This window comes from Roseburia yibonii (genome assembly GCF_014297335.1).
In the GTDB taxonomy this organism is placed as follows: Bacteria; Bacillota; Clostridia; order Lachnospirales; family Lachnospiraceae; genus Roseburia_D; species Roseburia_D yibonii.
Window position 1 is genome coordinate 26,780 of the sequence record NZ_JACOQH010000005.1, and the last position, 20,759, is coordinate 47,538.

General features: G+C 49.3%; 18 protein-coding genes. 2 read left to right on the forward strand and 16 right to left on the reverse strand.

From position 1 onward, the window contains the following. Nucleotides 1-174: 174 nt before the first annotated feature. The 4 genes from pap to H8Z76_RS08050 all read right to left on the reverse strand — a co-directional run bounded on the left by pap (nucleotide 175) and on the right by H8Z76_RS08050 (nucleotide 5,271). A complete protein-coding gene (gene pap, locus H8Z76_RS08035) occupies nucleotides 175-1,653 on the reverse strand; it encodes a polyphosphate:AMP phosphotransferase (protein ID WP_147618641.1) in 1,479 nt (492 codons plus the stop codon). Between the two features lie 179 nt (nucleotides 1,654-1,832). Then, complete coding sequence (locus H8Z76_RS08040; protein ID WP_147618642.1) at nucleotides 1,833-2,669, reverse strand: DegV family protein; 837 nt, start codon at nucleotides 2,667-2,669, stop codon at nucleotides 1,833-1,835. A gap of 97 nt (nucleotides 2,670-2,766) precedes the next feature. Beyond that, nucleotides 2,767-3,966 (reverse strand): transglutaminase domain-containing protein, encoded by a 1,200-nt coding sequence (locus H8Z76_RS08045; RefSeq protein WP_186982200.1) that lies wholly within the window; start codon nucleotides 3,964-3,966, stop codon nucleotides 2,767-2,769. A 21-nt stretch (nucleotides 3,967-3,987) separates the two neighbouring features. Continuing rightward, entirely contained in the window at nucleotides 3,988-5,271 is a 1,284-nt protein-coding gene (locus tag H8Z76_RS08050; RefSeq protein ID WP_186982201.1) for a M18 family aminopeptidase, read from the reverse strand. Between the two features lie 134 nt (nucleotides 5,272-5,405). Between H8Z76_RS08050 and H8Z76_RS08055 the strand changes: the two genes are divergently transcribed. Both H8Z76_RS08055 and H8Z76_RS08060 read left to right on the forward strand, forming a co-directional pair. Beyond that, nucleotides 5,406-5,912, forward strand: coding sequence for a DUF5721 family protein (locus H8Z76_RS08055; protein WP_147618644.1), 507 nt, complete (start codon nucleotides 5,406-5,408; stop codon nucleotides 5,910-5,912). An 82-nt stretch (nucleotides 5,913-5,994) separates the two neighbouring features. After that, complete coding sequence (locus H8Z76_RS08060) at nucleotides 5,995-6,192, forward strand: cold-shock protein (protein ID WP_022516261.1); 198 nt, start codon at nucleotides 5,995-5,997, stop codon at nucleotides 6,190-6,192. Between the two features lie 153 nt (nucleotides 6,193-6,345). Here the strand turns inward: H8Z76_RS08060 and H8Z76_RS08065 are convergent, their stop codons facing one another. From H8Z76_RS08065 to H8Z76_RS08120, 12 genes are all read right to left on the reverse strand, one after another. After that, on the reverse strand, nucleotides 6,346-6,801 hold the full coding sequence (locus H8Z76_RS08065; protein ID WP_186982202.1) for a signal peptidase II: 456 nt from the start codon (nucleotides 6,799-6,801) through the stop codon (nucleotides 6,346-6,348). After that, nucleotides 6,798-7,730 carry an MYG1 family protein gene (locus tag H8Z76_RS08070; RefSeq protein WP_243240487.1) on the reverse strand — a complete coding sequence of 311 codons (933 nt, stop codon included), beginning with the start codon at nucleotides 7,728-7,730 and terminating at the stop codon, nucleotides 6,798-6,800. Before H8Z76_RS08070 ends, H8Z76_RS08065 begins: the two co-directional genes overlap by 4 nt. A 22-nt stretch (nucleotides 7,731-7,752) precedes the next feature. Continuing rightward, nucleotides 7,753-9,447, reverse strand: a complete 1,695-nt coding sequence (locus H8Z76_RS08075) for a S8 family peptidase (RefSeq protein WP_186982203.1) — start codon at nucleotides 9,445-9,447, stop codon at nucleotides 7,753-7,755. Nucleotides 9,448-9,522: 75 nt separating this feature from the next. Continuing rightward, nucleotides 9,523-11,118 (reverse strand): potassium/proton antiporter, encoded by a 1,596-nt coding sequence (locus H8Z76_RS08080; RefSeq protein ID WP_147618647.1) that lies wholly within the window; start codon nucleotides 11,116-11,118, stop codon nucleotides 9,523-9,525. Nucleotides 11,119-11,194: 76 nt separating this feature from the next. Next, on the reverse strand, nucleotides 11,195-12,634 hold the full coding sequence (gene clpX, locus H8Z76_RS08085; RefSeq protein WP_186982204.1) for an ATP-dependent Clp protease ATP-binding subunit ClpX: 1,440 nt from the start codon (nucleotides 12,632-12,634) through the stop codon (nucleotides 11,195-11,197). Between the two features lie 34 nt (nucleotides 12,635-12,668). Continuing rightward, the gene (gene lepB / locus H8Z76_RS08090) at nucleotides 12,669-13,313 is read right to left on the reverse strand and encodes a signal peptidase I (RefSeq protein WP_022514484.1); all 645 of its coding nucleotides are present in this window, start codon (nucleotides 13,311-13,313) and stop codon (nucleotides 12,669-12,671) included. A 178-nt stretch (nucleotides 13,314-13,491) separates the two neighbouring features. Then, nucleotides 13,492-14,922: an Asp-tRNA(Asn)/Glu-tRNA(Gln) amidotransferase subunit GatB gene (gene gatB / locus H8Z76_RS08095; RefSeq protein WP_022514485.1), complete on the reverse strand. Its 1,431-nt coding sequence runs from the start codon at nucleotides 14,920-14,922 to the stop codon at nucleotides 13,492-13,494. An 18-nt stretch (nucleotides 14,923-14,940) separates the two neighbouring features. Beyond that, complete coding sequence (gene gatA, locus H8Z76_RS08100; RefSeq protein ID WP_186982205.1) at nucleotides 14,941-16,407, reverse strand: Asp-tRNA(Asn)/Glu-tRNA(Gln) amidotransferase subunit GatA; 1,467 nt, start codon at nucleotides 16,405-16,407, stop codon at nucleotides 14,941-14,943. 14 nt (nucleotides 16,408-16,421) lie between these two features. Next, nucleotides 16,422-16,721, reverse strand: coding sequence for an Asp-tRNA(Asn)/Glu-tRNA(Gln) amidotransferase subunit GatC (gatC, locus tag H8Z76_RS08105; RefSeq protein ID WP_022514487.1), 300 nt, complete (start codon nucleotides 16,719-16,721; stop codon nucleotides 16,422-16,424). Nucleotides 16,722-16,742: 21 nt separating this feature from the next. Then, on the reverse strand, nucleotides 16,743-18,074 hold the full coding sequence (gene aspS / locus H8Z76_RS08110; protein WP_186982206.1) for an aspartate--tRNA(Asn) ligase: 1,332 nt from the start codon (nucleotides 18,072-18,074) through the stop codon (nucleotides 16,743-16,745). Nucleotides 18,075-18,430: 356 nt separating this feature from the next. Further along, the gene (locus tag H8Z76_RS08115) at nucleotides 18,431-19,390 is read right to left on the reverse strand and encodes a hypothetical protein (RefSeq protein ID WP_186982207.1); all 960 of its coding nucleotides are present in this window, start codon (nucleotides 19,388-19,390) and stop codon (nucleotides 18,431-18,433) included. Further along, a complete protein-coding gene (locus tag H8Z76_RS08120; protein WP_186982208.1) occupies nucleotides 19,387-20,757 on the reverse strand; it encodes a radical SAM protein in 1,371 nt (456 codons plus the stop codon). Before H8Z76_RS08120 ends, H8Z76_RS08115 begins: the two co-directional genes overlap by 4 nt. Between the last annotated feature and the right edge of the window lie 2 nt (nucleotides 20,758-20,759).

The window sequence follows — 20,759 nt, forward strand, 5'->3', positions numbered from 1 at the left end:
TCTTATATTTGCAGCTGCCCGATATCCCAATCGATATTCTCGTAACAGTGTGACATGCTTTTTTATTGTATCCCTATCACCTGATAAAATCAAGCAGGAAAACACCAACAGCGCCCGGCGCAAAAAAAAGCAGACACTACGATTTCGTAATGCCTGCTTCGCTTTTCCTGTAAATTATTTTCTCTCCTTCAGTGCCTTTTCCACCTCGTCCACAACGATCTTAAGCGCCTTCACGCGCGCGTATTTCTTATCATTGGACTCCAGGATATGCCACGGCGCATAGCTTGTACTGGTCTTTTTTAACATTTCGTTGACCGCTTCCTCATACTGATCCCACTTGTCGCGGTTACGCCAGTCCTCATCTGTGATCTTCCAGCGCTTTTCCGGCGTACCTTCCCGGTCTTTAAAGCGTTCCAGCTGGGTATCTTTATCGATCTGTACCCAGAATTTGATCACAACCGCACCCCAGTCGGAGAGTTCCTTTTCAAACTCATTGATCTCATTGTAAGCGCGCTGCCAGTCATTTTCACTGCAAAATCCCTCCAGGCGCTCCACCATGACCCTTCCGTACCAGGTTCTGTCAAAGATTGCGACATGCCCGGTCTTTGGCAGACGGTTCCAGAAACGCCAGAGATAATGTCTCGCTTTCTCATGCGGCTCCGGGCTCGCGATCGGATGTACCTCAAATCCTCTCGGATCAAGCGCCTCGGTGATCCGCTTGATATTTCCGCCCTTGCCTGCGGCATCCCATCCCTCATAGGCAATGATCACCGGAATTTTTTTGCGGTAAAGCTCATTGTGCAGTTCCCGCAGACGCTTCTGATATTTCTCCAGCTTTTCTTTATATTCCTCCTGCGTCAGTTCCTTATCCAGTTTTACTTCCGAAAGCTTCGGTGCCTGCTCAAGCGGGAACGGATTCTGCAAAAGCGGCACGGCAAGACTCGCGTTTTTCAGTGCGGTATCGATACTGCTCACCAGCGTCTCCAACACCTGAAGCTCCGCCCACTTTTTATCCTTCGCGTCGATCAGATACCACGGTGCCTGGGACGCATTCGTGTCACACAGATACTGCTCAAACACATCCATGCACTGCGCATAGTGTTTATTCTGCCAGCTGTCATCCTGGTTTACACGCCACTTTGTGTTCTTGTCATCCTTTAACAGCTCCAGACGTTTTTTCTGTTCCTTTTCACTGATCTGGAAAAAGAATTTCACCACGAGATAACCATTGTCGGTCAGCTGACGCTCAAACCTCCGCACGCTCTCGATCTGTTCCTTATAATGCTCCTCATCCGTCTTTTTGTACAGCACCGCCTGCGTGATCTCGTCCATCCAGCCACCATCTAAAAATTTAAATTTTCCTGCCTCCGGGATCTGGACAAAATACCGGTATAAAAATGGCTTTCTCGCCTCTTCCTCGGTCGGCTTCCCCATCGTTGCCACCTGAAAAAAGCGCGGATCAATGTTCCTTATCACCTTGCCAAGCACACTGCCCTTGCCTGCGGCTCCCCAGCCCTCAAACAAAATGAGCACCGGAAGCTTCTTTTCTTTGATCTGCATCTGCTGTACCGTAAGGCGCTCACGCGCTGCCTTTAATCGCGTCAAAAGTTCCTCTTCTTCCGGGCATCTTGGCTTATTCCAGTTTTTTAACATATTCCCCTTCTCCTTTCCGTATTTTCCATAGATTGCTATGGTTCTATTATACCGCATTTTTGATAAATTGATGATAAAATATATAAAAAAAGAACGTCATGCGCTGTCTCCTTTGTCCCGAAAAACTTCTGCCTTTCGGACTTCTTTAACAGACCGCATAACGCCCATCCTCTTTTGTTTTATACCGCTACGATCACACCACCGTCATTTGCGTACATGGTGCTGACTCCCGCCGTATCCACAACGATAATATCTTTGAATTTTGCCAGCTTTTCAATTTTTTCCCGCATGGACTGCGCACGTTTCGGACAATTACAATGCGCGATCGCAAGCACACGCTCCTCGGTATTTTTCGTCTTCTCAAGCATATCCTGTATCAGCTTATCCAGCGCCTTTGTCATGCCGCGTGCCTGACCGAGCTGGCAGATCGTTCCCTCCGGAGTAGATCCCATCACCGGCTTTATGCTGAGCGCGCTTGCAACGACCGCCTTCAAATTACTGAGTCTGCCGTTTTTGCGCAGGGTATCCAGTGTCTCAAGCACAAAAAATGTATTCTGCTCATTGATATAGGCTTCTGTCTGCATCACAACGCTGTCAAAATCCAGTCCTTTTTCTTCCAGTTCCTGTACCTTCAGACCGATCAGTGTCTCCCCGACCGAAGCGGAGCGGGAATCAAACACATGGATATCCGCATCCGGATGCTCCTCACTATAAATGTTCTTTGCAAGTTCCGCACTGTTGTAAGAGCCGCTCAGATTGGAAGAAAGCGTGATCATATAGATACGCTCGGCATCCCCGAACGCCTCCATATAGCTCTCCGGAGACGGGCAGGAAGACTTCGGGCAGTTCTTGCTCTCCTTTACCCGGCGAAGAAAATCCGCCTGGTCAAACGTCTCATCATCCGTGATGTGATGATCGTCTACACTCAGTTCCAGCGCGACATTACAGAAATGTTCATTCTGCTTCATCACATCGGTAAGTTCTCCACAACTGTCAATTATAATTTTATATGTCATTTTCTTTTCCTCTGCATCATGTAGTTTTTATTACTACATGATAGTAGCACAAATATTACCAGTTGAAAAGAGTTATTTTATAAAAAAACGCAAAAGTTTACGAAAAATATACTGTAAGTACGCCAAGATCCTGATTTTCGCGGTATCGGAATGATTTTAATCCATCACAGAAATCCCCGATATGCTGATCTGTGATAAAATAGTCCTTTGCCTCCGCATACAGCGCCGAATCCGCAAATTTCACCGCGACCGGCCCGGTTTTGTTTTCCCACGCCGCGCGGTAAAGCGCCCCGATCTCATCCGGATACCAGTCAACATAATAGCGGCCTTCCCTCACATAATAGTTATCTTCCATCGCGGTACAGTCCGGCAGCGGGAAATCGACCGTCATCGTATGTGTCCGCGTGATCTCCGATGTCGTCAGGTTCAGGTAATCATAGTTGACCTCTTTTTCATCCTCCCCCGCGTTGGCATAGGTCGGATCTCCCCAGGTCGTATCGATATAATAGTAATTTCCGTCGAGGAGCACCAGATTCCAGGCGTGGTTCTGTCCGTTCGCCATACCGGTCACGATCACACCCGGAACATCTAAGAGATTTAACAGATACTGGGTCGCGCAGGCATAGCCCTGACATACAGTCTGTCCGGTCAGAAATACACTGATAATGTTCTGATTATTGTCGGCATCCGGCACATAATCGACATTCTGTATCAGCTTTTCATAGACATATTTTGCCTTATCGTAATCACTGTCCGCCGGCGAGATACCCGAAAGGATCTGTTCCACACTTGCGTCGATCGCCGCCTGCGTGCCCTGTCTTTCCTCATAGCTCATCGTATACCGGGGTGAAAACGCGAGACCGGTCTGCTGCTCTCCTAACAGATACTGGGTATACTGATAACCGGACACCCAGAAAAGTCCGCCGTAATCGGCATTGACCGCGCGATACGCCTGATCGAGCACCTTTTCATCCAGTGTGGAAACCATCACGCTCTCACGCTGCTCCAGGATCGCCGCCAGCACCTCATCATATACTTTTTTTGTTTCTCCATCCAGACACTCATACACATATTTTCCGTCCGAGATCCCGTTCACATCCGCCGTCCCGTTTTCCGTTCCCTGCTCCGTTCCGGCTGCTTCGGTTTCGGTATCCTGCACAACGAGTCTTTCCGCCGTAGATAAAATACTGTCCTTCACACCACGGATCTCATCCACTTTTACGGAAGCACACCCGCTTGTCATAAGAAACAGCGCCGCAAGTGCGGATAGCATCCATTTTTTTCTGTTCAAACGCATGTTGTCCCTCTTATCTGTTTTCTACTTTCTGCCTGACTGACAAACTGAGAAAAATTCACGGACACAGTCACACAATGCTTTCTGATCCTCTTTTCCCATGAGTTCCCTTGCGGAATGCATCGCGAGAAGCGGCAGTCCGATATCAACCGTCTTGACCGGAAGCAGAGCGGACGCGATCGATCCTAATGTACTTCCTCCCGGGATATCCGAACGGTTCACAAATTTCTGATACGGGATCTTTTTTGCCTCGCACAGCTGCTGCACGACAGCGATCGCCTCACAGTCTGTCGCGTAGGACTGGGAACACGCCTCTTTGATGCAGAGTCCCTTCCCGGTCACCGGCTGATTCGTGATATCCATCTTGCCCATCTGGTTTGGATGCAGGGCATGCGCCACATCAACCGAAAGCATCATACTGTTATACTTTGCCTCTTTCACCGCAACCGGATCCATTCCCATTCCAAGCAGGATCTTGTCTAAAAGCTCATTCAGCATGAACGACCCGGCGCCCTGCTTTGTCCGGCTGCCGATCTCCTCATGATCAAACAACGCGATCACATTCAGACCGTTTCGCTTCCCTGCTTTGCAGATTGCCCGGCTTAAGGCTGCCACACTCGTTAAGTTATCCAGACGCGGCGATGAGATAAATTCTTCCGCTCCGCCGACAAAAAGCGGTTTCTCCGCGCAGTAGATATAAAGCTCAAAATCAAGGATATCCTCCTCTTTTACCGAAAGCTCCTTCGCCAGATACGACAGAAATGACGTTTCCATCCCAAAGACCGGGATCATATCGATCTGTTTATTGAGCTCCACTCCTTTATTCACTTCACGGTTCATATGGATCGCCAGGTTCGGAATCGTAAAGACTGGTTTTTTAAGATCCACATAACGGATATCCGGTTTTAAGATCTCCCCGCTCTTTACCGCCACACGGCCGGCTGCGCTGAGCGGACGGTCCAGCCAGGTATTTAAGATCGCTCCGCCGTATACTTCCACATTGACCCCGGCGTATGAAGCATTCTTTACATCGGGATTCGGTTTGATCCTGAGACACGGGAAGTCGGTGTGCGCCGCCGCTATGCGGATATCCCCCATCCGCTCTGCCCGCTCCGGCATCGTAAACGCAAAGATCGTGGAGCCATGGTGGTTTACATAATATTTTTCTCCCAGAGTAAGATCCCATGGCTTTCCAAAGGAAAGTCCAAAAAATCCTGCCTTTTTTAAATAGTCCTCTGTATGTGATACAACCTGATACGGAGAAGTTCCCTCCTCCAGCAACGAAAATAATTCTTCTAATTCTTTCATATTCCTGATTCCTCCTGTTTTGTATTCTACTATATTTTTGTTCATTTTTCGAGTATGTGAAAAAATCTTTTAAATTCTTTTAAATTGCATTCGGCATTTCAAACCGCTATAATGAGAAAAGCAGGAGGAATTTTATGATTTCATTACAGATTACGGACGTCAAAGATTTTATGGCAAAGCTCTTAAAAACAGATTTATTTGATCATTTTCTCATGCCGGAGGCCGTGATCACCACCTCCGTCACCTGTCACATTGACGGCACGTTAAATACTTCCTTTTTCACGACGGACGAACTCGACATCCTCGGACTGAACGGACTCTCGACCGCGCCGTTTTCCCTGTTCCGGTCGAACTGTTTTGACCTGATCAAAGGGAAGCACACCCCTTCTTATTTTAAATTTGTATTCATGCTCTCTCCGGAAAATTTAAAAAATACACTCGTTCATTCTGGAAGTTCTCTTTCCGAGAATGACATTTCGGGCGCTTATCTGAATCTGCATTTTAAGGATCAGGTACTCACCTGTACGACAGGGGTCTCCTACCGCGTCTTTTCCATGGATCGTTCCTTTGAAAATGCGTGGGACGAACTGGTCTGCCGTTTTCTGAAAAATCACGGAATCTGCCACGAAATACTTTCTTAATTTCCTTTACTTTTGGAATGATGTATGCTATTCTGAACCTGTGTCAAAAATGGCATGATATATTAATTTTGGAGGTACTGAAATGAAAGGTACAGTTAAGTGGTTCAACAATCAGAAGGGTTACGGATTCATTTCCGACGAAGAAGGAAAAGATGTATTCGTACACTACTCAGGACTGAACATGGAAGGATTCAAATCCTTAGAAGAGGGCGCTAACGTAGAATTCGATGTTACAGAAGGCGCAAAAGGTCCTCAGGCTGTCAACGTAACAGTCTGCTAAACAATTTTAATCAGCCCGTTTTTTTCAATGTACCTTTCTCTGTAATATAGAATTTCGATTTTTTATTAGGACTAAGATATAAGGAACAAAAATGTGATTAATAAAAAAAGGCTTTGCCACTCCGGTTTGAAACCGGATGACAAACGCCTTTTTTTATTTTTCCTTTTTCCCGAACAGCACAAGCAGCAGAGCCCCCGCGAACACGAAGAAATCCGATATGTTAAAGATAATGCCGGACAGCCGCCTGGATCTGGTTTTAAAACTAAAATAGTCCACAACATGTCCTTTTTTCACGCGGTCATAAAGGTTGCTCGCGCCTCCCCCAAGTATCATGGCGAGCGCCGTTTTCACGCCTTTGTCCCCTCTTCTTGATAACAGGGTAAAAAAGCTCCCTCCGGCCGCCGCCATAAGCAGGGTCTGGATCTGCCGCATACGCTCCGGCTTTTTTGCCAGGAAATTAAGTGCGGCTCCCTTATTATAATACTTACGGATAATGACCTTTCCTTTTAAAATGGGAGTCTCCTCCATCAGTTCGCGGTTCTTATCCACATAACGTTTGATAAAATAGTCAAGCCAGAAAATGCCTGCTATGATCCCGAGATATATCATCTGACGTCCCTCCTGCTCTTCTTCTTTCGAAACGCCTTTTTTACGCGCATCCAGAAGATCCGGCTCTTTTTCTCCTTCTCCCTGCTCACGCGGCACGCAAGAATGGCGTCCTCTTTTTCATCAGCTGTCAGCATAAAGCCGGTCTTATGACAGAAGCGCAGCGATGCGATCCCGGAAATTTCCGCAAGCTCCTTATCGCGCTTTCCGTACCACTCCGCGGGAAACGGACATTTGGTCTCCTTTAAGACGGAATCTTTGACGCTCATCGCGCAATAGCCTCCGCGGTTGGACGGAAATACCACAAACGCGATTCCCTCTTCTTTCTCCACCGCCTTTTTCCACGGAAGATACTGATCCATCACAAGGATCCCGTCCGATGCCTGCGCCAGATACGGTTTTACCGCCTCGTCCGCGCGTATATTGCTCTTAATATAAGAGAACTTTCGTTCCAGGATCTGCTCCGCGAAATCTGCCGCCCGAAGGAACGCGGCATCCGTATCCTCGTCTGCATCCCAGACCGGATTAAAATCCGCGATCAGAGAAGCGATCTCATCCGGCTCTCCGGTATTGTCGTTTTGATCCAGGGGCTGGACAAAACGGAAATCAAATTTTTCCGCCTGCTTCTCATCTCCGAGTACCGCCGTGCCAAGCTGCTGCCACAACAGCCCAAACGCGGCATACGGCACACCGTTTTCCCTCTTTTTCTCATCGTTCCCGTGGTGGTCAAACGCGCCTCCTCCGATATCAAAGACGATCCCGGTAAAATCCTGTGGCACCTCATTGCCGCGTCTCACAAGAAGTCCCGGATGGATCATGCGAAGCAGCGCATAGGAAAACACATCATCCGCATGAAATTTTCCTCCGTGTGTGAATACGCAGTCGGTCTGCCTTAACTGTTCTGTCAGCTCATTTTGCATATATAATTCCATTTTTTCTCTTCCTTTGTCTTACCTAAAGTACCCTTAGTTTATTCAAGGCTTCGTAGATATCCAGCACCCCGTACCCCCACTCTTTGTTCGGATAGGTTCTGCCCTCTTCCCGCCTCGCTCCACGCAGGATATAATTTTTAATATTTACACTGTTGACATTTCTGGCATACTGCCGTTTGATCGCCCACTCGAGCAAAAGCGCGCTTCCTCCCGCCGCGACTGCCGCCGCCGCGGAAGTGCCGGTTCTTGTCGTATAGCGGTTTCTAAGATCCGGTCCGTATACATTTACCCCGGGTGCCACATAATCCGGCTTGATGTCACCTACCGCAGTAAATCCTCTGCTTGAATCCAAAAACAGGCTTCCCGTCTGTACATCATAAGCACCCGCTGTCATCGGGACTTCCGCTGTGGACGGCACTGTAAGCGTCACATCGGGACTGGAACGCAGAAAGATCACGTCACCGCTCATAAACTGCCTGAGCGGAAGCCAGATATGATAATGTCCCTCCACGATGCTGTCCTCCGCATAGACTACGATCTCCCAGAGTCCGCGCGTTGGGCGGTCAAACCGGAAAAACACCAGCAGATCGCCGCTCCGCACTCCGACCATCTGATATTCCACGCTGACCACCGTCTCTTCAAAAATGAACTGGTACTCCACGCGGTTGCGCTGCATGACCGGGATCCGCCGGATCTGTTCCCCGGTCGGCGATATGATCGCGACGGAATAAAGCTCCGGTGCTTTCGCCCAGAGTTCCGCCGTGAATCCCCGGACATTTTCTCCCACATTGATCTCAACGGTCTCGGAATCCCCATGTTTCATGATCGTTCCGTAGTAATGATGTCTCGCGTTCGCTTCATTTCCTGCCGCGATCACCACGACATGATTTTTCAGGGTCGCAATCTCGTTTAGATACATGCAAAGCGGGCTGGTTCCGCCATGGCTTCCCATACTCGTGCCAAGCCCGATACAGAGCACCAGCGGACGGTTTTCTTCTAACGCCAGTTTGTTCAGATACGCGATCGCTGCCATCACATCATTTTCCTGATATGCGACCGCGTCAGACGGGATAAAATAAAAATCACGGATGTTCTGCTTTGCCGGCTTTAACTTTACCACTGCGATATCCGCATAGGGCGCCGCGCCGGAAAAATCTCCCGGCACATCCTCCGATCCCGCCGCAACTCCGGCAAGAAACGTTCCGTGCCCATCCTCGTCTACCGACGGCACGAAAGCAAGCGGATCTTCACTGCGAAGCGCCGCATTGATCTCCTCCGTCCGGTACTCGCTTCCATACAAAAAGCCCTCCGGCTGCCTGCCATCCCGGATCGTCTGATCCCAGATACTCACAATGCGGCTGCTTGCCGGTCCGTTTTGAAACACCGGATTCTGATAATCGATCCCGGTGTCCAGAAAGCCGAGAAGGATACCCTCTCCTTTCAGCGAAAGCGTTGGCTGATTCTGCACCTTTAAGATCCCGCTGCCAGATAACGCCGCGTCATCCATTAGCGTAAAGCACTGCGGGATGGCGGAATAGGTATAATCCGTAATATTTAAATCCGGCAGACGCTCTCTGTTGAAATATCCGATGCTGTACGCAACATTGATCTCCTGCCTGCAGTCCGCCGGGATCACCGATGTATTGGCACCGATACTCCCGTACTCTATGATAAGGTCATAATAATCCTCCGAATAAACTGCCTCTTTGCAATCCATACACGCCGTTTCCTTTTTTGCAACCTGCTCTCCTATGTATATGTATGCAGAAGCGAAAAAAAGTGAACCGGCTTTTTACACCTGGCAGATGACTAACACGTCTCCCTCTTTGATCTTCGTGGAACCGTTTGGAATGATGACCTCCTCGCCCCGCTTCAAAAGCAGCACCAGTTTTTCTTCCCCGAGCTTTAACGCCGCGATCGTCTCTCCGATCAGCGAACTGTCCTTTTCGATCGTCCGCTCCGCAAGGCACAGGCCCAGATTTTCCTCCGGCGAAAGCGCACTCAATACCACAATATCTCCCGACAGAAGAACGGTACTTCCATTCGGCACGATACGCTCTTCCCCGCGCAGAACGAGTACCACTAACACATCCGGCAGCGAAAGGATATCCATGATCTTTTTGCCTGCCCACGGATGGTTTTTGCGTATCGCGATCTTGATAAATTCCACCGGCATCTCATCCGAATAGTCACTGAATGTCTTCATGACGTTGCCCGTATCATCGATCATGTCAAGCTTCTTTGCGACCAGTCCGAGCAGCGAGCCCTGGATGCTGATGGAAAAGAGCACGATAAAGATCACAATATGGAATACATCATTTTTGGTATATGCCGGACTCACCGTTGCCATGATCGCGAATACGATGGACGCCGCGCCGCGAAGTCCCGACCACGAAACCAGAAGCTGCTGGCGGATCGGTGCCTTAAACGGCGAAAGGATCGCGAACACCGAAACCGGTCTTGCCACGAAGGTCAGAAATACTGCGATCGCAAGCGCATACGGCAGGATCTGCGGCAGCTGCGACGGGAACGATAAAAGTCCGAGCAGAAAGAAGATCAGCATCTGCATCAGCCCGGTGATCCCGTCAAAAAAATGCACCAGGGATTTTTTGTTGGTGAGCGGCTGATTCCCAAGGATGATACCCGCTATATAAGTGCTTAAATATCCGTTTCCTCCAAGCAGCGACGCAAGCGCGTACGCTACAAGTGCCATGCAAAAGACAAAGATCGTATCAAATCCGTCTGTCGCAAACTGCACTTTCTTTAAGATAAACGCTGCGCCAAGCGCCACAAGTACTCCGACGCATATTCCAAACACAAGCTGCGCAAATATCATCCATACCAGTTCACCCCCGCTGAATTTTCCACTCATGACCGTCAGAATGATCACGGTCATCATATACGAGCAGGGATCATTGCTTCCGCTCTCAACTTCCAGCATGGAAGCGGTATTATATTTTAAGTTCAGCCTTTTGGAACGGAGGATGGAAAACACGGACGCCGCATCGGTGGAACTTATGACGGCTCCGATCAGCATGCTTTCTAAAAATTCAAAGTGAAGCAGATAATGGCAGAACAGCCCAACCAGAAGTGCCGTCAGAAATACCCCGGCTGTTGAAAGCAACACCGCCCTTCCTGCCACCGGCCTCGCCTGCTTAAAACTTGTTCCGAAACCACCGTAAAACATGATAAAGATGAGCGATATGGAACACACCTGTTCCGCGATCTCAAAATTGTCAAACGGGATCTTCAAAATTCCATCCGTGCCAAACAACATGCCAAGCAGAATAAATGCCAAAAGCATCGGCACCCCGATCTTTCCGGACAGTTTATTGAGCGAAAGGCATAACAGTATGACTGCTGCAACTAATAAAATATAATCTGTCATTCATTTCCCCCTTTTTGTTTTTTAGTATAACATAAGCCGCAGGGGCTCTGCAAATGCCTCCTGCGGCTTTTTTTCTTTACATATTATGATCTTCAAGCTCCGCGCATCCACGCATCGCGATCAGCGGACCACCATTTTTTTCTACATAATCTCTGGTGATCGTGACTTTTCCAATGTTGTCGTCTTTCGGGACTTCATACATGATATCCAGCATAAATTCCTCGATGATCGCACGCAGCGCCCGCGCGCCGACTTTCTTTTCCTTCGCCTTCTTTGCGATCGCATAAAGCGCGTCATCCTCAAAGGAGAGTTCCACTTCATCGAGCGCAAGCAGTTTTTTGTACTGCTTTAAGATCGCGTTTTTCGGCTCCTTCAGGATCCGGACTAACATTTCTTCGGTCAGCGCGTCCAACGTAAAGATGACCGGCAGACGTCCGATGAATTCCGGGATCATTCCAAATTTGCGGATATCCTCCACCGTTACCTGGCGGAGCAGATTCTCATCTTCATCATATTTGTCCTTCAGATCTGCCTTAAATCCGATCGATGCCTCTTTGTTCAGACGTTCTTTGATGACATCTTCCAGTCCCGGGAACGCACCGCCGCAGATAAAGAGGATGTTTTTGGTGTTTACCATGGTCATCGGAACCATCGCATTTTTGCTGCTCGCTCCGACCGGAACTTCCACTTCCGCTCCCTCTAAGAGCTTTAACATTCCCTGCTGTACGGATTCCCCGCTGACATCTCTCTGGTTGGTATTTTTCTTTTTCGCGATCTTATCGATCTCGTCGATAAAGATGATCCCGCGTTCCGCCTTGTCCACATCATTTCCGGCTGCGGCAAGCAGTTTTGAGACAACGCTTTCGATATCATCACCGATATAGCCGGCTTCTGTCAGGGAAGTCGCGTCCGTGATCGCAAGCGGCACATCTAGGAGCTTTGCGAGCGTCTTTACCAGATAGGTTTTTCCACATCCGGTCGGTCCGATCATAAGCATGTTGGATTTTTCGATCTCAATCTCGTCTTTGGTATCTGCCGCAACACGCTTATAGTGATTGTACACCGCAACAGAAATGACTTTCTTCGCGTGCTCCTGTCCCACCACATACTCGTCAAGCTTTGCCTTGATCTTGTGCGGCGCCGGGATCGCGTGGATATCAAGCACCGGTTCGCTCTGTTCTTTCGGCTTTTTCTTTTTTACCTTCTGGTTATTCGGCATAAATCCCTGCATATCCGCCAGATTGATCATTCCAATGTTTGGCATGCCGCCACCCATGTTCATAAAATCGTTCATGTTAAGACCGGAGCCATTCATGCTGTCGAATGTCTTTTGCATACAGTCCTGACAGATACAGATATTACTCGGGATATGGATCATCTTGCCTGCCACGCTCTCCGGGCGGCGGCAGATATAGCAGATGTCTTCATACTCGTCTTTGTCTTTGTTCGTATTGTCATTTGGTATATCGTTATGATCTGTATGGATCAGATCATCTTTGTTTTCATTTTCACTCATTCCAAGTACCTCCAGTTTTCCTGCATGTTGTGTTTTATCGGATCCATCCTACTTTAGGCCAGTATTTAAATTCTGCTTTTCCAAGGATTGCGTCCCTGCTCACATAGGAATACTTCTCCGCTTCCGACTCGGTCGCCGCGACGCCGTACTCCATCGCCTCATCTGCCCAGTACCGCGCGTCCAGAGAAACATTTCTGTTATCCCCAAGCACCAGATAGGAGTCGTCCGGCACCTGAAACACATAGCCATCGTTGTTTACGGTCCATTCCTCTTTCAGGTAATCCTCTTCCAGTGGCTCGCTTGCCCCGTCGATATAGATCCTGCCCTCGCGGATCTCCACAGTCTCTCCCGGAAGTCCGATCACGCGCTTGATAAAGCTCTGCGATTCATCCACCGGATAACGGAAGATAATGACATCAAAACGTTTTGGTTCTTCCTTTAAATATGCCATCCTAAATCCAACCAGCCGGTCTCCCGGTTCGATCAGATTTTCCATGGAGGATGACGGCACTTCCGCATTTACGATAACGTATCTGCGCAAAAGAAAAGTACAGATCAAAATGATGAGGATCAGTTTGATCCAGCTTAGGATCTCTGTCTTAATCTCCTCGGCTGTCCATCTCTTTTTTCCGTTTTCACTGGTTTTTGGCTCGTTTTCGTATTCCTTCGTTTTTTTCATATTTGCACCTGATTCCCATCCAATAACCCTTTTCCCCAATTCCTGTCTTTCTATTATCACACAAAACCATGGCATTGTCTACGGAAAGAATGGAAAAGAAAATCGGACAGGCCGGTAATTTTTTCCGGTTTCTGTCCGATCTTCCATTTTTCTTTTTATTCTTTCTTCTTATTATATACTATAAGAGTTCTTTTAAGATCTGATTTACCATCGCAGGGTTCGCTTTTCCCTTCATCGCTTTCATGGTCTGTCCTACTAAAAATCCGATGGCTTTTTCCTTACCATTGTGGTAATCCTCCACAGACTGTGGATTGTCCTTTATGATCTGTTCGATCGTCGTGCGGAGAGCCCCCTCATCATTTACGGTCTTTAAGCCCTTCTCCTCCACATATTTTTCCGGATCGATATCGTTTTTAAACACTTCCTCGAAAACTTCCTTTGCCACGCTGCTGTTTATGGTTCCCGCATCGGCAAGATCGATGAGCTTCGCAAGGTTGCCCGGTGAAAACCTGATATCTTCCGGCTCCATATCGTTTTCTTTTAAGAGACGCATTGTCTCGACCATCAGCCAGTTGGATACTTTTTTCGGTTTGCCGCAGAGTTCCGTGGTCGCCTCAAAAATATCCGCCAGTCTCTTATGGCTCGTGATGATCTCCGCATCGTAATCCGGAATGTCATATTCTTTTTTGTAACGTTCCAGTTTTGCGGTACGAAGCTCCGGCTCTCTTGCTTTAACCTCAGCCAGCCATTCGTCCGATATCACGATCGGCACAAGATCCGGCTCCGGGAAATAACGGTAATCCTGCGCATCCTCTTTCGAACGCATCGCAAAGGAAGATTCCTTGTTGTCATCCCATCTTCTGGTTTCCTGCACAACGGATTTTCCCATCTCGATCAGTTCGATCTGACGCTCTCTTTCTCCTTCGATGGCTCTCGCGATCGCCTTAAAGGAGTTTAAGTTCTTCATCTCGGTACGGGTACCGAACTCGGTCGCTCCGACCTCGCGCACGGAGAGGTTGACATCGGCACGCATGGAGCCTTCGTTCAATTTACAGTCGGAAGCGCCAAGATACTGAATGATCATGCGCAGTTTCTCAAGGTAGGCGATGACTTCATCCGCGGAACGCATATCCGGCTCGGATACGATCTCAATAAGCGGCACCCCGGAACGGTTATAATCGACAATGGAAACATCTTCCCACTCGTCATGTACCAGTTTTCCGGCATCCTCCTCCATATGGATCTCATGGATCCCGATCGTCTTTTTGCCTCCGGCTGTCTCGATCTCGACGCCGCCATTCCGGCAGATCGGCAGATACAGCTGGGAGATCTGATAGTTCTGTGGATTATCCGGGTAAAAATAATTCTTCCGGTCAAATTTGCAGTACTGGGTGATCGTACAGTTTGTTGCCAGTCCCACTGCGATCGCGTATTCCACAACCTGTTTGTTTAAGACAGGCAGGGAACCCGGCATTCCGGTGCAGACCGGACAGGTATGGGTATTTGGCGCTCCGCCGAACTCTGTGGAGCAGGCGCAGAAGATCTTCGTCTTGGTTGCAAGTTCTACATGGACTTCCAGTCCGATCACGGTTTCATATTCTTTACGCATTCTCTTCTCCTCCTCTCCTTAATCCTGTTCTGCAAGCGGGCTGTGTTCATAGCTTCTCGTCTGCTCAAACGCATATGCCGCGCGGATGATATTTTTCTCTTTGAAACAGTCTCCGATCAGCTGCAGTCCGATCGGCAGTCCGTTTTTGTCTTTTCCGCATGGAAGTGAGATTCCAGGCAGTCCGGCAAGATTGACGGAGATCGTATAGATATCGCCGAGATACATCTTGATCGGATCGCTTAAGGATGCTCCGATCTTCGGTGCGGTCGTCGGTGCCGCCGGTCCGAGGATCACGTCATATTTTGCGAACGCTTCATCAAATGCCTTTTTGATCAGTGCCTTCGTGCGCAGTGCCTTCAAATAATAGGCATCATAATAACCGCTGCTGAGAACGAAGGAACCGAGCATGATACGCCGTTTTACTTCCGGTCCGAAGCCTTCGGAACGTGTCTTTTTATACATATTGTGCAGTCCGTCGTATTCTTCGGTACGGTATCCGTATTTTACACCGTCAAAGCGGGCAAGGTTCGAGCTTGCTTCCGCGCAGGCGATGACATAGTAAGCAGGAATCGCGTATTCGACAAGACTCAAGTCAAATTTCTCCACGATTGCGCCCTTTTCTTCTAATTTCTTTGCTGCGCCAAGCACCGCTTCTTTGACCTCCGGATCCAACCCTTCTCCGAAATAATCCTTCGGGATTCCGATCTTCATGCCCTTCACGTCATCCACAAGCGCTGACGTAAAATCCAGATCTTCTCTCCGAATCGAAGTGGAATCCTTCTTATCATAGGAAGCGATCGCCTCTAAGATCGTTGCGCAGTCCGTCACATCTTTTGCGACCGGTCCGATCTGATCCAGGGAGGAACCGTAAGCGATCAGTCCGTAACGGGAAACCGTGCCGTAGGTCGGCTTGATTCCGGTCACACCGCAAAAGGAACTCGGCTGACGGATCGATCCGCCGGTATCCGATCCGAGTGCAAAGGAGCACTCCTCTGCCGCTACCGCCGCGCAGGATCCACCGGAGGAACCACCCGGCACATGCTCCGTGTTCCACGGATTTTTTGTCACGCCGTAAGCAGAGGTCTCTGTCGTACTTCCCATGGCAAATTCATCCATGTTGGTTTTTCCGAGGATGACCGCGCCGGCTTCCTCTAAATTTTTTACCGCCTCCGCAGTATAGGTCGGTTTGAAATTGTATAAGATCCTGGAAGAACAGGTTGTAAGCATGCCCTTTGTACACATATTATCCTTGATCGCCACCGGAACACCCGCAAGCGGTCCCGTCAGGGTACCGTCATCGATCTGTTTTTGTACTTCTTCCGCGCGCTTTAAGGCGCCCTCTCTGTCCACCGTCACAAAACTGCCGACGGTCTTTTCTTTTTTCTCGATCGCGTCTAAAGCTTCCGTGACTGCTTCCTTTACGGTCACTTCACCCGCTTTTATCTTCTTTCCCAGCTCAACGGCTGTCAAACTCATTAAACTCATGTCATTCCTCCTGCCTAACCGATCGTCTTTGGAACCTTAAAGCCGCCGTCTTTCATAACCGGGGCATTGGCAAGCGTATCTTTGCTGCCATCCCCGTTTGTGACAACGTCCTCGCGGAACACATTGTTTACCGGGAACACATGGGACATCGGCTCTACGCCTGACGTGTCCAGTTCATTCAATTTATCGATATAATCGAGCATATCGCCCATATCCTTCTTGGCGCGCTCTTTTTCTTCGTCATTTAATTCCAGTTTTGCAAGGATTCCGACGTATTCGATCGTCTCATCGGAAATCATATTTTTTTCACTCATGGATCTGCTCCTTTCTTTTTCCTACGGTTCCAGACGGCTTAAATCTCTCGGGAAGAGGGTGGTCTCACGAACATTGTCCTCTCCGACAAGCTGCATCGTCAGACGCTCCAAACCGATACCAAGTCCACCATGCGGCGGCATACCATGCTTGAACGCGCTTAAATACTGTTCCATGCCCTCGGTCGTCATGCCGCGCTTTTCGATCTTTGCAAGAAGCTCGTTATAATCATGGATACGCTGTCCGCCGGTCGTGATCTCAAGTCCGTGGAACAGAAGGTCAAAGCTTAACGTATAGGTTGCATCTTCCGGATCATCCATCGCGTAAAACGGTCTCTTCTTGGACGGATAATGTGTAATGAACACGAAATCCGCGCCGCACTCTTCTTTGTAATATTTTCCGATCAGCGCTTCCTCTTCCGGCTCAAGATCGTAAGGGTTACGGATCTTTCTGCCGTATTTTTCGGAAACTTTCTGTTTTGCCTCATCAAAACGCACCGCCGGGATCTTATCCACATTCGGGAGCGTGATGTTTAACATTTTCAACTCTTTTGCATATTCTTTTGACAGGAGTTCCATCGTGTACTGTAAAAATCCGGTCTCCATCGCCATGATATCCTCATAGCCGTCAATATAGCCCATCTCAAAGTCAAGACTGGTGTACTCATTCAGATGACGCTTGGTATTGTGTTTCTCCGCACGGAACACCGGCGCTGTCTCAAAGACACGGTCAAAGACGCCGACCATCATCTGTTTATAGAACTGCGGGCTCTGCTGTAAGATCGCCGGTCTGTGGAAATACTCGAGTTTAAAGAGGTTTGCTCCGCCCTCCGCGCTCTTTGCGCCGAGCTTCGGGGTGTGGATCTCGGTAAATCCCTCTTTGTACAGGAAATCACGGAATCCTCTCACAATGCCTTCCTGGATACGGAACTTTGCGCGTTCTCTCACATTTCTGAGGGAGATCGCACGGTAATTTAAGTTTGCTTCCAGAGAAGTGTTTAATTTCCACTTGGAAATCGCAAGCGGCATCGGCTCTACCGGCTCAGACAATACCTGAATCTCCGATAACCGGATCTCGATCCCGTTCGGGGCACGGTCTTCTTTTGATACAACGCCCTTTACTTCCACGGTCGCGCCCTCTTTTAAATCCTTTAAGTCAAAGTTTGTCTTTCCCTCTTCATATACGCACTGAAGAAGTCCCTCTCTCTTTCGCAGGATCACGAAAGCGACCTCGCCCATGTCACGGATGGCATGCACGGCTCCGTTTACTCTGACTGTCTCTCCGGTGAGATCCCCTGCAAGCAGTTCACTGATCTCTAATGTTTCTTTTTTGGTTACTCCTGTCACAAAATCCATATTTTTGTACGCTCCTTTTCTATCCGCCTTTTGCGGTGTGTCGATAGGTGCGGGACGGGATAAAAAAACGCCCCGGAATCCGAAGATTCCAGGGCGAGAATGTCAAATATCCCGCGGTACCACCCGCATTGAGAAAGGCTGTGCCTTCTCCACTTTATGCGCGTAACGTGCGCTCTCCGGGTAAACCTACTTGCATCCGGTCTTTTCGATCCGGGGTTCAATCTACCAGCTCCAGAGTGTTCCCGCTATCTCCTCTTTCGGACAGCGCTCTCAGTCGGTGACGCCGTGTTCCTGTCGATGTCTGAAGATAGGAGTCTCTTTCTTCGCTTTTTCTTTGTTTCACATACTATCACATATCATTTTTCTTGGCAAGAATTTTTTTCATAATTTAAAATCGCCTGTCTGACTTTTAACGTTTCAAGCCTGGTTCCGTAGAAATCTTTTCTCGCACAGCCGGCTCTTCCTCCACCGGCACACGCACAGGCACATGCGCATGCACAGCCGCCTCCGCCGCCGTGGCCTCCCGTATGGTGCGTCGAGGTATAAATGCCTCCCATTCCACGGTCTTTCGTATAATGATCTTTCCCTGCGACCCGTGCCCGGAAGATCAGCGCGAGGACACACACCAGGACCGGAACACCGATCAGAAGCGCAATGAGCACCACATCCGTTTTTGCCCGCGCGCTCGTTACCGCGTCATCCTCACTCTCAAAAAAATCCGCCGGATAATCGACCGTGACAGAATACCGTTCCCCCGGAAACAGGCTGGTCTCCCACAGATAATCATCTCCATCCTCTACCGCCTGATACGGGACGGAATCCACGCCTTTCTGATTCCAGTAGACAGCCAGATGATCCACTTCGATCTCGTCAAACCAGCCCGGCGTGAAATTATAGGTGCGCCACTGCCCCGCCGTTTCATACATATGATGCTGGTGAATGGAAAAATCAATATCCACTACCTCTCCCGCATAATATTCCCGGTCAAGATCCACTCTCACATAATCCTCGCCGTCATAGCTTTTATACTTTGCGCTCTTTACGCTGTCACTGAGCGGGCGTACATCCTCCACATATTCATTCGGGATCCCGATCTTTACCCAGGTCAGTGCGCCCTCACTCTCGTCATCCAGCACCTTCCACGCAATATGGTAGGTCATATACAAAGAACCGTCCGATGCCGGTTTTATCTTTATCTCATAATCTTCGATCTCATCAAGTGCATCTGAATACGCCATGACACGTTCTTTCTGACCGAACAGACAGAACAGGACAAGCGCAAAAACCATGCAGATCTTCCATGTGTATTTTTTCATTTCTGTTTTTCTCCCCTTTCCCTTAACGGGCAGCTCTTTTTATTTTTTGAAGCGTATGCCCGGTGCTTTCTGCTCGCAGCACGGTTCCAGATCTTTTTAAAACTTTCCGTCCGCATATCTCCAAGCGGTTTTTCATCCAGCCAGCTCTGACACGGTATGACCCTGCCATCGGGTGCTATCGCCATATTGCTCAGACACGCGCCGCAGGACGGCACCGAAAGTCCGATCGCGAGCAGTTTTTCTTCTGCGATCCAGCCCGGCGAAGTAAACGCGATCTCCATCCCGTTCGCATAGCAGTACGCCGCCGCATCTTCCAAGATCCGATACAGTTCTTCCTCCGCAAGCTGCGTCCGCTCCGACTCTTCCTTTCTCGCATTTCCGGTGACGATGAGCCCGGAGCAGGTCACATAGGTGACACCGAGCGCGTGTAAAAATTCGAGCGTATCCCGGTATTCCCGGTTCTTCGTGCAAAGCGGCGTATTGATGCTCAGATTAAGCCCCGCCGCAAGCGCGTTTTTGATCCCGTCCACCGTCTTTTTATAATTGTCCGCCCCGACCAGCTCATTATGTACCGCTTCCTTGTCCGAATAAAACGTCACCTGGACACTGTCCAGCTCCGCTTCTTTCAAATTCGCGCAAAGCTCCGGTGAGAGCAGCACGCCGTTTGTGTTTAATCTTGTGACAAACCAGCGCGCCTCCTTTATCAGCTCACAGAGATCCGCCCGTAGTGTCGGTTCCCCGCCGGTAAACGTCAGCTGCGGGATCTTCGCCTTCCTGCAGGCGGCAATGATCTTTTTCCACTCTCCGGTCGAAAGCTCCGGCACCTCCGACAGCTTCTGATCCGCCGCGTAACAGTGCAGACATTTCTGATTGCAGTGCCATGCGCCGTTTACCGTCATTGCCGATACCATAAGATCCATCCGGTGCGGCGCGGTCATATTTTTCGCGTACCCGGCAAGCGACAGCCCGCCGATCTCCACTTCCGGAATCTCACCGCGCACCACTGTGCGGAATGTATCCGTGATCGCGAGCAGATCCTCTTTTAGCATCTCATCCGTTGCCTGCGGATACACTTTTTTTACCCCGGCGAAGGTGCGGTCCAGAATCCCTGCCAGATCCTCTTCGCTCATTTCTCCCGCTCCATGCGCGTTTACCGCATTGGCAAACTCCGTAAACAGGATCGCCCATGCCTCATTTAGCGGCAGCAGCTCCTGCCCGTTTAAGATCGCTATGGACGGCACCTTGCGAAACGGCAGGAAACGCGGCGGCACCATATGGATTCGGATCACTTCCGAGCTGCCCGGATCCCATGTCATATGGATCACCGACCGCCAGTTTTTTCTCTCATATTGTTTTTCCCGTAACATAT